Annotated in this window: 12 protein-coding genes; 8 read left to right on the plus strand and 4 right to left on the minus strand. The window is 45.9% G+C overall.

Annotated elements, in window-relative coordinates:
- The first annotated feature begins 57 nt into the window (after positions 1–57).
- The 6 genes from P2W83_RS14155 to P2W83_RS14180 are packed head-to-tail and all read left to right on the plus strand — an operon-like array spanning position 58 to position 7,293.
- Positions 58–2,520: a YfhO family protein gene (locus P2W83_RS14155; RefSeq protein WP_276134403.1), complete on the plus strand. Its 2,463-nt coding sequence runs from the start codon at positions 58–60 to the stop codon at positions 2,518–2,520.
- Positions 2,520–3,050 (plus strand): acyltransferase, encoded by a 531-nt coding sequence (locus tag P2W83_RS14160; protein ID WP_276134404.1) that lies wholly within the window; start codon positions 2,520–2,522, stop codon positions 3,048–3,050. Before P2W83_RS14155 ends, P2W83_RS14160 begins: the two co-directional genes overlap by 1 nt.
- On the plus strand, positions 3,022–4,470 hold the full coding sequence (locus tag P2W83_RS14165) for a lipopolysaccharide biosynthesis protein (RefSeq protein WP_276134405.1): 1,449 nt from the start codon (positions 3,022–3,024) through the stop codon (positions 4,468–4,470). The genes P2W83_RS14160 and P2W83_RS14165 overlap by 29 nt, the downstream gene beginning before the upstream one ends.
- Positions 4,442–5,425, plus strand: a complete 984-nt coding sequence (locus P2W83_RS14170; RefSeq protein WP_276134406.1) for an ion channel — start codon at positions 4,442–4,444, stop codon at positions 5,423–5,425. Before P2W83_RS14165 ends, P2W83_RS14170 begins: the two co-directional genes overlap by 29 nt.
- Positions 5,426–5,434: 9 nt before the next feature.
- Entirely contained in the window at positions 5,435–6,670 is a 1,236-nt protein-coding gene (gene rocD / locus P2W83_RS14175) for an ornithine--oxo-acid transaminase (RefSeq protein ID WP_276134407.1), read from the plus strand.
- The gene (locus P2W83_RS14180; protein WP_276134408.1) at positions 6,667–7,293 is read left to right on the plus strand and encodes a VIT1/CCC1 transporter family protein; all 627 of its coding nucleotides are present in this window, start codon (positions 6,667–6,669) and stop codon (positions 7,291–7,293) included. Before rocD ends, P2W83_RS14180 begins: the two co-directional genes overlap by 4 nt.
- Here the strand turns inward: P2W83_RS14180 and P2W83_RS14185 are convergent.
- From P2W83_RS14185 to P2W83_RS14195, 3 genes are all read right to left on the minus strand, one after another.
- On the minus strand, positions 7,286–8,050 hold the full coding sequence (locus tag P2W83_RS14185) for a tRNA pseudouridine synthase A (protein WP_276134409.1): 765 nt from the start codon (positions 8,048–8,050) through the stop codon (positions 7,286–7,288). The two genes, P2W83_RS14180 and P2W83_RS14185, sit on opposite strands and share 8 nt — an antisense overlap.
- Before the next feature lie 37 nt (positions 8,051–8,087).
- Complete coding sequence (locus tag P2W83_RS14190) at positions 8,088–9,122, minus strand: DUF2157 domain-containing protein (RefSeq protein ID WP_276134410.1); 1,035 nt, start codon at positions 9,120–9,122, stop codon at positions 8,088–8,090.
- A 95-nt stretch (positions 9,123–9,217) separates the two neighbouring features.
- Positions 9,218–9,649 carry a hypothetical protein gene (locus P2W83_RS14195; RefSeq protein ID WP_276134411.1) on the minus strand — a complete coding sequence of 144 codons (432 nt, stop codon included), beginning with the start codon at positions 9,647–9,649 and terminating at the stop codon, positions 9,218–9,220.
- Positions 9,650–9,789: 140 nt separating this feature from the next.
- On the opposite strand from P2W83_RS14195, the gene P2W83_RS14200 reads away from it, so the two are divergent.
- Positions 9,790–11,421, plus strand: coding sequence for an ABC-F family ATP-binding cassette domain-containing protein (locus P2W83_RS14200; protein WP_276134412.1), 1,632 nt, complete (start codon positions 9,790–9,792; stop codon positions 11,419–11,421).
- On the opposite strand, the gene P2W83_RS14205 is transcribed toward P2W83_RS14200, so the two are convergent.
- Complete coding sequence (locus P2W83_RS14205) at positions 11,418–13,298, minus strand: CocE/NonD family hydrolase (protein ID WP_276134413.1); 1,881 nt, start codon at positions 13,296–13,298, stop codon at positions 11,418–11,420. The two genes, P2W83_RS14200 and P2W83_RS14205, sit on opposite strands and share 4 nt — an antisense overlap.
- A 223-nt stretch (positions 13,299–13,521) precedes the next feature.
- On the opposite strand from P2W83_RS14205, the gene P2W83_RS14210 reads away from it, so the two are divergent.
- A complete protein-coding gene (locus tag P2W83_RS14210) occupies positions 13,522–13,812 on the plus strand; it encodes a hypothetical protein (protein ID WP_276134414.1) in 291 nt (96 codons plus the stop codon).
- Positions 13,813–13,821: the final 9 nt, after the last annotated feature.

Below are 13,821 nucleotides of genomic sequence, written 5' to 3' on the forward strand. Positions count from 1 at the left end.
TATTGTGCACTGAACCATTACGGGAAAACCTATTTTTGTCATCATTAAACAAACCGTATGCAGTCTTTTGATTATAAAAAACTACTACCGCATGCCGCTATCATTGGCTTGTTTCTTTTGATCTCTCTGTTCTACTCATATCCCGCACTGAAGGGTGGAGTGTTGACTGCCAGCGATAACGTGTCGTGGAAGGCTATGTCACAGGAAGCCCGTGCCTGGTATGAGAAAACAGGTGAGAATACGCTTTGGAGCAATAGCATGTTTGGAGGCATGCCTACCTATACCTATTACATACCCAAATCAAATAATCTGGTGGGTGACATTCATAACTTCATTACCGAAGTATTGCCAAAGCCTGCATATTTTTTCTTCCTGTCCATGCTTGGATTCTATATCCTGATGTGTACCCTGCGTGTAAATCGCTGGCTGGGGGTCATTGGGGCATTTGCATTCACTTTTGCTACTTATAATGTTGAGATCATTGCCACCGGTCATGAAACCAAAATGCTGGCCATGGCCTATATGCCTATGGTACTAAGCGGATTGCTGATAACGTATCGTGGCAATTACCTCGCAGGAGGCGTGTTGCTCGGAGTGTCGTTTGCGCTCTTCAATGCTGCAGGTCATATTCAAATAGAATATTACTTCGGACTCATTACGGGGATTGCAGTTATTGCCTTTTTCATCCAGGCTATTAAGCAGGGACAGCTCAAACGTTTCTTTATCGCGTCCGCTGTTTCTTTGGCTGCTTTTGGTCTTGGTATCGCCACTGGTATGGCAGGCATGCTTCCATTGCAGGAGTATTCTAAAGCCACCATGAGGGGTGGACAAAGTGAGCTTACATTCAACCACGACAAGGAAAAAGCGAAAACCGGTGGTGGACTTGACAAAGATTATGCGTTCCAATGGAGCAACGGCATTGGTGAAACATTCTGCATATTGATACCCGACCTGTATGGTTCATCGGGCAGCGAGCCCCTGGAAAAAGCACCGAAAGCAGGTGAGATCCTTTCCAGCGCGGGATACAACGCGGTACCGCTTTACTGGGGGCCACAACCTTTCCTTGCCGGCCCCGTTTATTTTGGTGCTATCGTTTGCTTCCTTTTCGTATTAGGATTGCTGGTAGTACGTAGCTACCATAAATGGTGGATACTCGCCGCCTGTATCTTAGGTATCATGATGTCGTGGGGTAAAAACCTTCCCGGCTTCAACTATTTCCTTTTTGACAACCTTCCGTTCTATAATAAGTTCCGTGCGCCCTCAACCTCACTCATTATTCCGCAGTTCCTGTTCCCGCTGTTGGGCATCTGGGGGCTTGTAGAGATTATGAACCGTAAAGTAAGCAGCGAAGATCTATTGAAAAAACTGAAGATCGCTCTTGGTGTTACTGCTGGTCTCTGCTTATTGCTCGGCGTAGGTGGCAGCATGTTCTTCGATTTCACAAATGCCACAGAAACAAAATACCCGCAACAGTTGGTAGAAGCCCTGAAAGAAGATCGTGCGGATCTGGCGATGATGTCGGGCTTAAGAAGCGCTGTTTTTATCCTGCTAGCAGGAGGCCTCATTTGGGCATTTATAAAAGACAAGGTTAACGCTACAATTTTTACGGTTGGTATAGGTTTGCTGATGGTTGTCGACCTCGTTCCGGTAGCCAACAATTACCTGAATGAAGATAACTACCAGGACCAGGCAGACTACGAAGCCCTCTTTCAGCCACGCCCTGTCGATCAGCAGATATTACAGGATAAAGATCCATACTACAGGGTGCTTGACCTGTCGCGCAACGTTTATAATGATGCCATGCAGTCTTACTTCCACAAAGCAATTGGTGGTTACTCGCCTGCCAAAATGGAAGTATACCAGGACCTGATAGATGTGCATATGAGCAATCCGTTCAACACAGAAGTATTGAACATGCTCAACACCAAATACATTATCTATAATGCAAGTGAGAATAATCCTGTTGCACAGGTGAATAACACCGCAAATGGTAACGCGTGGTTTGTTGATAGCATTCAATGGGCTAAAACCGCAGACGAGGAGATATTATCAATGAAAGCGCAGGGGCTTGGTGACACCACGATCGTACCAAACCCATGGAATTCAAAACGCGTAGCTATTGTAAGAGAAAGCCACAGGTCAGAGATCGGCAATTATGTATTTGGAAAAGACAGTGCTGCCAGGATCGCACTCACCAAATATGGACTTAACGATCTCGAATATCAATCAAACAATAGCAAAGATGGCCTTGCCGTATTCTCGGATATATACTATGACAAAGGATGGGAAGCATACGTGGATGGGAAGCAAGTGCCGATAACTCGCGTTGACTATCTGTTGCGTGCAGTCAAAGTACCTGCCGGTAATCACAAGATCGAGTTCCACTTCCGTCCTAAAAGCTTTGAAACTGGTAACACAATAGCATTGATAAGCAGCTTACTGTTATTAGGTCTGGGTGTATTCGTACTGGTACAAATATTCAGGGGAAAGAAACCCAATCTCCCTGTTGAAGAACAATAATGGCAATACCTGACGTCATAAGAAGGAATTTAGGCCTGCGAAAGGAAATGAGTGTGGGTTTTTACCTCACTGATTTCCTTTTCAGGAAAATCTTACGCCAAAATTCCGGTGTTACCTGGCCCATTCATCATACCAGTATTATTCATTGTCCGGAGCGGATCACCAGGGGAAAAAATGTATTTCCGGGCGACTCCCCCGGTGTATACATCAACGCCAACAACGGTATCCGCATTGGCGACTACACTAACATAGGTCCTAACGTTGGGCTGGTGTCTTCCAATCACGATTTTGTGAACAACGAAGCATACACACCCGCTGATGGCATCGATATTGGTGCCTACTGTTGGATCGGAATGGGTGCGGTCGTGTTGCCGTCCGTAAAACTGGGCGATTTCACCATTGTGGGTGCGGGCGCTGTGGTTACCAAGAGTTTTACTGAAGGATATTGCGTGATAGCAGGCAACCCTGCGCGGATCATCAAACAACTAAACAAAACCGAATGTGAAGCTTTTGCAGCAGGAAGGAAATAACTCTTTTGTTACCAACTCGCTTTTTATTTTCCTGGTAAGGTTCTTTCCTTCGCTGGCCAATCTTCTCATTGTTATTGCTTTCTCCCGTTATCTTGACCGCGCTGAGTACGGCATCTATCAAGAGTTTTGGGTTCGTTTGCAGGTATTAAGCACTGTGGCCTGTGTCGGCCTGCAGGCTTTCCTGGTAACCTATCAACCAGTGTTGGTAGCAGCCATGATCCGAAGCCTTTCGGTCAAATCAATATTTAAACTAATTGGCTGGATCTGTTTTTGCGCAGCTGTACTCGCCGCCATGCAGGCCGACAACTTCAACTGGACAATGGCCTTCGCCTTCCTGGTGATCTATTCATTATCTATTATTCTCGAGTCTGTACTCATCAGCTTCCGACAGTATGGCATACTTGTATTTTCAAACCTTATTTACACCGTACTCTTCTGCATCGCGCACTGGCTGGTGTTGAGCGAAAGGTGGAGCATTGAAAAGCTGTTCAGTATATTGTTGATATTGGTAGCCGCTAAACTATTGGCGACATACATCGCCTTTAAAAAGGCATTGGCGGGAATGCCTGCACTTAGCAACTCCTACGATCTCCGAAGTGCAAAAACGCTCTGGGCCCATCTCGGCGTTTATGACATTTCCCAGATACTCTTCCGATGGATCGATAAGTTCATTATCACGCTTATTTTCACAGATGAGCTGTCCGCGATCTACTATAATGGCTCGCTGGAAATACCTTTTCTACCGCTACTATTAGGAGCTGTAGGTAGTGCTGCACTCATGCAGCTTTCAGGATTAGGTGATCACGATAAAAGCGTGGAGAATGCAATTTCAGTGGTTAACCGTTCCGGTAAAGTCCTGTCATCGATTGTATTTCCCTTGTTCTTTTTCTTCCTTGTGTTTCGCAAAGAACTGTTCTTGGTATTGCTCAGTGATAAATACCTGCAATCCGTCCCCATTTTTGCCATGGCGATACTGGCTATGCCTCTAAAAACTTATAGCTTTACTACTATTCTTCAAAACCGTCACAGGGGCGATATAATCAATAAAGGCGCAGTATTTGATCTGGTTCTCGCACTGGTTTTGATGTACCCATTATACATTGCTATGGGCTTGCCCGGGGTAGCACTTAGCTTTGTCATTAGCACCTACCTGCAAGCGGGATATTATCTTTATCATTCGGGGCGGGAATTGAGAGTTTCACCTGTTAAGCTGATCCCGGCAGTTAGCTGGAGCATAAAACTTATAGTTTTTGCTTCTTCCTTTATTGCGCTCTATTATCTCTTCGCGGCAAACTATTCACCCGAAATTGTGCTAGTTTTAGGAAGCTCATTTTTGGTGTTTGTGAGTGTGGTGTCTTTGTACATTGAGCTAATAGTAGAAAAAAGAAAGCATGATGCAGCCGAAGAGATCCAGATTTAAAAGCATCGAAAATACCGGCTTCAGTACCAGTAACAATACTGAAGGAGGTCGCCTGACCAACAAAGACGGCTCGATCAATCTACATAAGACAGGTATACCTTTTTGGCGAAGGACCAGCCTATACCATTTGCTTTTGCGCATGAAACGGTGGAAGTTCTTCCTATCTGTGTTTCTGTTTTATACAGTAATGAATATACTGTTTGCGAGTGTCTATCTGATTATTGGCATTGAAAATCTGAAAGGCATACACGATGACAAAAATCTGCTTAATAACTTTCAACAGGCGTTCTTTTTCAGCTCGCAGACATTAACCACTGTTGGCTATGGGCACATTAGCCCAGTGAGTTTAGGCGCAAACATAGTTGCATCCCTGGAATCGTTTATTGGCATCCTTTCTTTCGCCCTCGTTACCGGTTTGTTGTACGGACGTTTTACCCGGCCAAAGGCATATATCATGTTCAGCAGGAATCTGCTTGTGGCACCGCATAAAGGACAACGTGCTATTATGGTGCGGCTAGCTACGTACAAAGACAATCACCTAACAGATGTCGAGGCACAAGTGACATTGTCGATGTACACAGGTGTTGACGATAAAAAAGTGCGCCAGTTTTTTGGTTTGCCACTCGAAATAAAAAAGATCAACTCATTGGCGCTAAGCTGGACCTTAGTGCACCTTATAGATGAAGAAAGTCCCTTATACGGTGTAAGCTATGAAGACATGCGCGACGCCGACCTCGAATTTCTTTATCACATAAAAGGATTTGACGATCATTTTTCTAATACTGTGCAGCAGCGCACGTCGTACGTCTTCTCAGAGATCGCATATGGTGCAAAATTCACACCTGCATTTCATCGTTCTGGAGACAGCACAACCACGATACTTGAACTCGATAGGTTGAGTGAATACAAAGATGTGGAGCTGCCAGACGTGGAAAAATCAGCCATTAACCCGTAAATTCGCAATATGATAGGCACTTCTCACATATCGGCACTTACCCAAAAATACCTGGACCAGGAAGAACGTTTCGGAGCACACAACTACCACCCCTTACCCGTTGTATTGAATCGTGCGTCAGGCGTTTTTGTTTGGGATGTTGACGATAAGAAGTACTATGATTTCCTGTCGGCCTATTCTGCAGTGAACCATGGTCATTGCCACCCAAAGATCATCGCAGCTTTTATCGAACAGGCACAAAAGCTGACGCTTACATCACGCGCCTTCCATAACGATGTGATGGCTGAATACACCGAGTATATCACCAGCTATTTTGGTTATGACAAAGTACTGCCTATGAACACCGGCGTAGAGGCAGTGGAAACCGCTTTGAAACTTGCTCGCAAATGGGCTTACGAAGTGAAAGGGGTGGAGGAGAACAAAGCGAAGATCCTGGTTTGTGCACAGAACTTCCATGGTCGTACACTCAACGTAGTCTCGTTCAGCACAGACCCATCTGCCAAAAACAACTTTGGGCCGTTTACTCCTGGTTACGAAGTAGTAGAATACAATAATATTGCTGCACTTCAAGCAGCACTTCAGGATAAGAATGTTGCTGCCTTTCTTGCAGAACCAATTCAGGGCGAGGCTGGGGTAGTAGTGCCCGACGAAGGTTACCTCAGCACGGCAGCTGCCATGTGTCGCGAAGCCAATGTACTGTTTATTGCAGATGAGATACAAACCGGTCTTGCACGCACAGGTAAAATGCTTGCTTGTGATCATGAGAATGTACGTCCTGACATACTGATATTAGGCAAAGCACTTTCTGGTGGTACTATGCCAGTATCTGCAGTACTGGCCGATGATGAGATCATGCTCACGATCAGGCCGGGAGAACACGGTTCCACTTATGGCGGTAATCCTCTGGCTTGTAAAGTAGCTATCACTGCATTGCAGGTTTTGAAGGATGAGAAGCTGGCGGAGAATGCTGCGATACAAGGCGAATACCTGCGCTCAAAACTAAAAGCGCTCAACAATCCTCATGTCTCCATCATCCGTGGCAAGGGGTTACTCAATGCTATTGTAATCGATCACGTTAACAAAGATGCGGCATGGGATCTGTGCCTCCATTTGAAAGACAACGGCCTGCTTGCTAAACCTACACACGGCGATAAGATACGCTTCGCACCTCCACTGGTGATTACCCGTGAAGAGATGGATGACTGTATCAGTATTATTTCTAAAAGCCTGCAAGCTATTTCATGATCAAACCGCCTGAACAAAAAGCGGTTACCGAACCTGTAATTGATATTCTAGTTGGTATCTCCGACGGACTGGTAGTTCCATTTGCGTTGGCCACCGCCGTCAGCCGAATTACAATAAACACTATGACTGTGATCGGCTGGACGCTGGCTGCAATTGTAGTCGGCTCAGTGTCAATGGCACTAGGTAGCTATTTTGCTGCTAAAGAAGACGATCATGACCTAACGCACGAACAGCATTTGATGGAAAACCTCGAGTTGGAACCTGAAGTGGTCAGTGCGATATCGGAAGAAACGAAACAGGGCCAGCAGCAATGGGAAGAGTTGGCTGCGCAATATGGTTTATCACCTTCTTTTGATGCTGCTAAAGCCAGGAACAGTGCTTTCAATATTGGCCTTGCTTACGCGTTTGGAGGATTGATACCATTGATCCCATTTTTTTTTACAGCTTCAGTTCAGCAAGGTTTCAAGCTATCGGTGATCTCAACAGCTATTTGTCTACTGGTTTTCGGATTTTTGAAAGGACGTTACACGAGCCAAAATGCGATAAACACCGCATTCATCCATATTCTAAGAGGAGCTACTGCGGCGGTAGCCGCGTACGTTGTTGCGGGGTTATTTACTTAGCGTCCTTTACTTCTGTGAGCTGACCTTTCGGGTAAGTAATATCTTCAAGATATAGGCCGTGTCCGGCTACACTAAAATCTGCTTTGGTGCAATCGCGCCCTTCAATTATCTGTCTGAATGCAGCTGTATCGCAACGGCCACGCGCAACCTGCAGCTGTGTTCCTACCAGTCCCCGTACCATGCCTCGCAAAAAGCGGTTGGCCTCAACTATATAGTGTAGCTCGGTTTCGTGCTGCTCCCAATAAGATTGAAGGATGGTACACTTAAATGTCCTTGTTTGTGTATTTCGCTTGGAGAAGGTCTCGAAATCTGTATACTCTTTAATGATCGCAGCTGTTTCCTGTAGTGCCGCTACATTGATAGTATACGGAAAATACAATGCACGGTTCACCAGGAACGGATCCTTTTTTGAATATATCCTGTATCGATATCGCCTGCTTATAGCTGCAAAACGTGCGTTGAACTCCGGATCGTGGGTTTGAAACATACGACTCACCGACAGCGTTGGGGGCAGTATTGCATTTAACTTATAGAGAAATGCAGGATGCAGTGGCGCTTCAAAATCGAAATGATAATAATTACACAGTGCGTGAACACCTTCGTCGGTACGGCTGGCGCCGAATGATATCACCTCTTTTCTTAGGAGCGTAGACAGTGATTTGTTGATAGCGAGCTGTACGGTAGGCAAATCGCCCTGTAACTGGGAACCATGAAATGCAGTACCATCATATTTAACCTCAAGAAAATAGCGCGCCATAACAGGCAGCAAAAATAACGTTGTGGCGGCGTAATACCTACACGACCGGCTTACGTACACCGTGCCGCTTCTTCCGCTTTTCTACCTGGCGACCAATAAACCAGAATGAAACACCCAACATCAGGAAGAAAAGTCCCTTATTCATCGAATCCCAGAAGAACTCAAAATACCTGCTGTATAGATTTAATATCAGGAAGAACACACCAAAATCCCGGGTTGCATCGTCGCGGTATTTAATACCGTAATAGAATGCACCTGCGGCAGTTAGTCCAAACACTACCGAATAAGCCAAAACATAGGTCTGTCGTACTTTTGACCATTCATCGAGCGAACCGAAATTGCCGAATATCGATACACCCCACAGACCCGTAAAAAAGATGATGAGCCCAGCCAGGTAAGTAATGCGTTGTGTAAAAGAAAGCCTTGCCACACGTGATTGCAACCACGCCAACGCAATGACCAACACACCAAATACGGTGAAGCGCATAGGGTAGTTCATGCCGAGGAATAGGTTATCCGTACTTTGCCACGTGCTGAATGCACCAAACCATCCCATGAAAGCGAGTATAGCACCTATCCACAGCGCGCGGGAGTGGAGGAAGATCGCTTCGGCCAGCAACATGGCAAATGCTGCTAATAGAAAACCATTGTGTGACGCGCCAAACCCGGTATCCTTACAGATATACACCAGAGAAGTTAATGAGATCAACCCACCAAGAACCATATACACTTCGTAGGCGGGTATGCTATATTGCTGACGTCTCTTCTTAACAAAACCAAACCACAACGCGCCGAGAACCGCAGAAATAAGAGCAATAACAATATTGCTTAATGCAAAATAAGACTTGATTTTCTCTAACAGCTTTTCATCGATGAATATGGCGCCAAAAGCCAGAATGGTGCACGAGATGGCTACCAGAAAGAAATACTGCGCGATCTGCTGGCGTTCATTGCGTTTTAGCTGGACCGATTTGCGCAGTTCACCTGCCTGATCGTGGCTTATTTTGCCTTCTTGCTCCCAGTCATCAATAGCACGTTTTAGTGCCTTCCATTCGTTCTTTTCAACTTCCATCAGCAGTTATTCGCTTGCTAAGATACGAAATGCAGAGGCGTATCGACTATGTCGATAAAGACTTACAGTTTACCAAAAGACATTTACACGCTGCATTATTTCGTTTCCTCCCGGCGTTCAAATGTTTCTTCACCGAGTTCGAAGCCCACTGCCGTAATAGCACCAGTGAGCCGGATGCCATTTTGATCGAAAGTGAAGGTTTTAGCCGTTTCATCACCGATCACATCTTTCAGAACTATGCGATTGTGCTCACTATCCTGGTACTCTTCATAAACACCTGTATAACCTCCGTTTTTGAATTTAAATTCATAGCTATGCGAGTTTGCACCGGCAAAGCTCTCTACATAATAGCCGGCCATTGAGCCCGTCAACACGCTATTACCCGCCGCAGCATCGGCGCCGGGTGGTTCCGGTGTTAACGGGGTGGCAGCTGTAGAATCGGTGATCTGAGCAGTAGTATTTCGATTCTCCTGACTGCCACAGCCATACAACCCTATTACCAGTAGAAATCCTATTATCTTCTTCATATTGATGCTTTGATCTGTTTAGATCCTTAAAGATAAGTTATAACAATACTAATATTTCAGATCTGTTTAAAGTATTCACCTGAAAACCGGGGTATTCTACGTACCTTCGCGGCTCATTTTAGACTACAGGAATAACTCAAATGCTTTCAGTTTCAAATCTATCGCTGCGCTACGGCAAGCGGGTATTGTTCGAAGACGTAAATATCAGGTTCACCGAAGGGAATTGCTATGGTATCATAGGCGCCAACGGGGCAGGGAAGTCTACCTTCCTGAAGATCCTTTCCGGCGAAATTGATCCTACTACCGGAAAGGTAGAGATCGGCAAAGACCAGCGTATGAGCGTACTGAAGCAGAACCACTATGAGTTCGATGAGGTACAGGTGCTGCAAACCGTGATGATGGGGAATACCAAGCTTTGGAAAGTGATGCAGGAAAAAGACGCTCTGTATGCTAAAGAAGACTTCACAGAAGCCGATGGCCTCAAAGCCGGCGAACTGGAAGGCATTTTCGCAGAAATGGATGGCTGGAACGCAGAAAGCGACGCCGCTACCATGCTGAGTAACCTGGGAATCAAAGAGGATGTTCACTACAAGCAACTAAAAGAACTGGATGGTAACCAGAAAGTGCGTGTGCTATTAGCACAAGCGCTGTTTGGCCATCCTGACATACTACTGCTCGATGAACCTACCAACGACCTGGATATGGAAACCATCGGCTGGCTCGAAGACTTCCTGGCCGACTACGACAAGATCGTACTGGTTGTATCGCACGATCGTCACTTCCTGGATGCTGTGTGTACACACGTGGCAGATATCGACTTCGCTAAGATCACCATCTTTACCGGTAACTATTCATTCTGGTACGAGTCTAGCCAGCTGTTGCTGAAACAACGTACCGATGCAAATAAGAAGGCAGAAGACAAGATCGCGGAACTAAAAGAGTTCATCGCGCGCTTCTCGGCCAATGCCTCTAAATCGAAACAAGCCACCAGCCGTAAAAAGGCGCTGGATAAGATCAAACTGGATGATATGACGGCTTCAAACCGTAAGTATCCTGCTATCCTATTCAATAACCAGGTGCGTGATGCAGGTGACCAGATACTGGAAGTAAAAGGCTTGAGCAAAACACAGAACGGTGAAGTGATGTTCAAAGACATCAGCTTTGATGTAAAACGCGGCCAGAAGATCGCTATCCTGTCGGATAATGGCCTGGCAACATCTGCATTTTACAAAATACTGATGGGCGAGGACAACGACTTCCAGGGCAATTTCAAATGGGGTGTAACAATTACTCCTACTTACCTACCTAATGACAATAGCGAGTATTTCGTTGGCAAAGACCTCAACCTTATCGACTGGCTGCGCCAGTATTCTGAAGAAAAGGATGAGACCTTTATCCGCGGCTTCCTTGGCCGTATGCTGTTCTCGGGCGAAGAAACGCTGAAGAACTGCCAGGTACTGAGCGGTGGTGAGAAGATGCGTTGCATGATCAGCCGTATGATGATGCTGAAAGGCAACGTACTGCTGTTTGATGAGCCAACCAACCACCTTGATCTGGAGAGCATTACTGCCCTCAACAACGGTCTGAAAGACTTCAAAGGCACGATCCTATTCACAACGCGAGATCATGAACTGGCACAGACAGTAGCCGACAGGGTACTGGAACTGACACCAAACGGCCTCATCGATCGCGAAATGAACTTCGATGATTATCTGAAGGACGAACGCGTTAAGAACTTACGTGCCGAAATGCACGGAGTAAGCGTAGCCTAATCCAGTACAGGCAACACTATAGCTGACGGATGTTCGGCATCATGATATAAGCGGATGGTAGACTTTACAAAGTCTTTATCATCCGCTTTGTATATGTTGACAAACTGTTGCGGATTACGGTCTACCAACGGGAACCACGTGCTCTGAACCTGCAACATAACCTTATGGCCCGCTTTGAACACATGCGCCACGTCGGGTATGGTGAAGCGCACCTTGGTTATTTCTTTGGGTGTAAATGCTTCCGGATGCTCAAGGCTATTGCGGTAGCGGCCACGCATTACTTCTCCGCGTACCAGCATCTGGTAGCCGCCCATAGGGTAGTTCTTACCGTTGCCTTTTATGCTGTCTGGATAGCTGAAATCATCCGGGAATACGTCTATCAGCTTTACAACAAAATCTGCATCAGTTGTGGTTATCGAAGCGAAGAAATCGGCAATAACTGGTCCAGCCAATGTAAGGTCTTGCTTCAGTACATCAGTCTTAAAAACTAACACATCAGGTCTGCGGGAAGCAAAGCGCTGGTCATCTGTCATGTATTCTTTTACGCGGCCAAAGTGCACGTCCTCGGTATAAGGTACGGGATTGGCCGGATCGCTGGTATAACGGCTGTTGCCGCCGTCTGGGGCAGGCTTAGAGAAGGAGAGTGCACCACCGGGTTGCAGGTATAGCGCTTTCTCATTCATGCCTTTGGGTGGCCATTGGTTGAAGCCTCTCCATCGATCAACACCACTGAAATAGATATTAGCCTCTTTGATGAAGTCGATGTTACCCTTGCCTTTGAGGTAGTAGTTGAAATAGGGCACCTCAAAATGCTCCTGATAGTATTTAGACAGGTTGCTGCCAAAGCGGATATTGCCCAGGTATTCATAGCTATTCAACGCCCAGTTATTGTGTGCCCATGGGCCCATGATCAGCCTGTTATCGTTCTTTGCTTTGTGCTCTATGGCCTGGTACAAGTTCCATGCACCATAGCAATCCTCCGCATCAAAGGTGCCACCAACTACAAGGGTAGCGGTCCTTTTCGGAATATGCTGCACATGACTGCGGGTGTTGCGCACCTGCCACCATTCATCATAGTTCGGGTGTGCATAGAGATCGTTCCAGAACTTGATACTATCGCCCATAAGGGCTGCAAAATTCTTCAAAGCGCCGGTTTCGAGGTAGAACTTGTAATTGTCCTTGCTATAGTAGTCAAAGCCCTTAGGCCAGGTTTTAACCGGGTATGGACGGGGCTTACCAAACGAGCTATAGAAACCAAATGCATCCAGCAACATGAAGGCGCCATTGTGGTGGAAATCATCACCGGCAAACCAGTCGGTAACCGGTGCCTGCGGACTAGCAGCCTTCAATGCAGGGTGCTGGCTTAAAGCTGCCATAGTTGCATAGAATCCGGGGTATGAGATACCAAATGCTCCGACCTTGCCATTGTTATCTTTCACGTTCTTCAGCAGCCATTCTATAGTGTCATAAGTATCGCTCGCTTCATCAATTTGTTGTCGGTTGTTGTCGCTTTTATGGTCGTTATAGGGGCGCACATCTTCGAACACGCCTTCACTCATCATGCGTCCACGAACGTCCTGTAGCACGATCACATAACCTTCATGCAGGTAGTTCATCCAGTAATTATTCCAGAAAGCCTTGAATGCGTCCTCGCCATAGGGGGCTATGGAATAAGGCGTCCTGTTGATGAGTATCGGATGCTTTTCGGCACGGTCTTTTGGTTCATAAACTGCAGTGTAAAGGCGGATCCCGTCCCTCATCGGTATGTAGATTTCCCGTTTTGTGTAATGTTGCCTTACCCAAACTGAGTCAGATTTTGCGTCTGCAAGGCATTGAGCCGGAATGATAAAGAGCAGCAAATGAAAGAGGTACTTCATAAGGGCTTAAATTTCTAAAAATAATTACAGAATTTTAATTCGATATCCGCTTCATTCCACATATATTTACATATAATAGTTTTTGAGGGGAGTAGATTCCGCGATCGTTTAAGAGTTTTTTAAGGCTAAGTTTTCCTCTGTAACACGCTGCTGGCAAGGATTTTATAAGTATTACCTCTTGAGGGATATAATTTCTATACTGTATTAAAACTAATCTGCCGTTATGAAGAGTTACCAAAACCAATTGGATCGATTTCGTGACATCGCTAAGAAGTTGGTTGATGACCATTCTGCAGAGCTTTTTACCGGTAGCAGGACAGCTACGACCGAAAGGCACCAGGTGATCAATGATGCGTATTACAGTCATCTTGATTCGCTGGGAAAACAGCTGGACGAGCATGCCCAGAAATTTATTGGTACAGCAAGGCAAGGCGGCGAAGACCTTAAGTCTGAAATTTGGAACACGTGCAAGAAGTACCTGGAACAATTCGTTAAAAGAAACCAACCAGGGTAATTGTTGTCG

The organism is Polluticoccus soli, from assembly GCF_029269745.1.
Classification (GTDB): domain Bacteria; phylum Bacteroidota; class Bacteroidia; order Chitinophagales; family Chitinophagaceae; genus Polluticoccus; species Polluticoccus soli.

Bases quoted from the DNA above. Each gene is read 5' to 3' on its own strand.
- P2W83_RS14185 (WP_276134409.1), bottom strand. From the start codon at position 8,050: ATGGCGCGCTATTTTCTTGAGGTTAAATATGATGGTACTGCATTTCAT.
- P2W83_RS14170 (WP_276134406.1), top strand. From the start codon at position 4,442: ATGATGCAGCCGAAGAGATCCAGATTTAAAAGCATCGAAAATACCGGC.
- P2W83_RS14195 (WP_276134411.1), bottom strand. From the start codon at position 9,649: ATGAAGAAGATAATAGGATTTCTACTGGTAATAGGGTTGTATGGCTGT.
- P2W83_RS14210 (WP_276134414.1), top strand. From the start codon at position 13,522: ATGAAGAGTTACCAAAACCAATTGGATCGATTTCGTGACATCGCTAAG.
- P2W83_RS14205 (WP_276134413.1), bottom strand. From the start codon at position 13,298: ATGAAGTACCTCTTTCATTTGCTGCTCTTTATCATTCCGGCTCAATGC.
- P2W83_RS14155 (WP_276134403.1), top strand. From the start codon at position 58: ATGCAGTCTTTTGATTATAAAAAACTACTACCGCATGCCGCTATCATT.
- P2W83_RS14160 (WP_276134404.1), top strand. From the start codon at position 2,520: ATGGCAATACCTGACGTCATAAGAAGGAATTTAGGCCTGCGAAAGGAA.
- P2W83_RS14200 (WP_276134412.1), top strand. From the start codon at position 9,790: ATGCTTTCAGTTTCAAATCTATCGCTGCGCTACGGCAAGCGGGTATTG.
- P2W83_RS14190 (WP_276134410.1), bottom strand. From the start codon at position 9,122: ATGGAAGTTGAAAAGAACGAATGGAAGGCACTAAAACGTGCTATTGAT.
- P2W83_RS14180 (WP_276134408.1), top strand. From the start codon at position 6,667: ATGATCAAACCGCCTGAACAAAAAGCGGTTACCGAACCTGTAATTGAT.
- rocD (WP_276134407.1), top strand. From the start codon at position 5,435: ATGATAGGCACTTCTCACATATCGGCACTTACCCAAAAATACCTGGAC.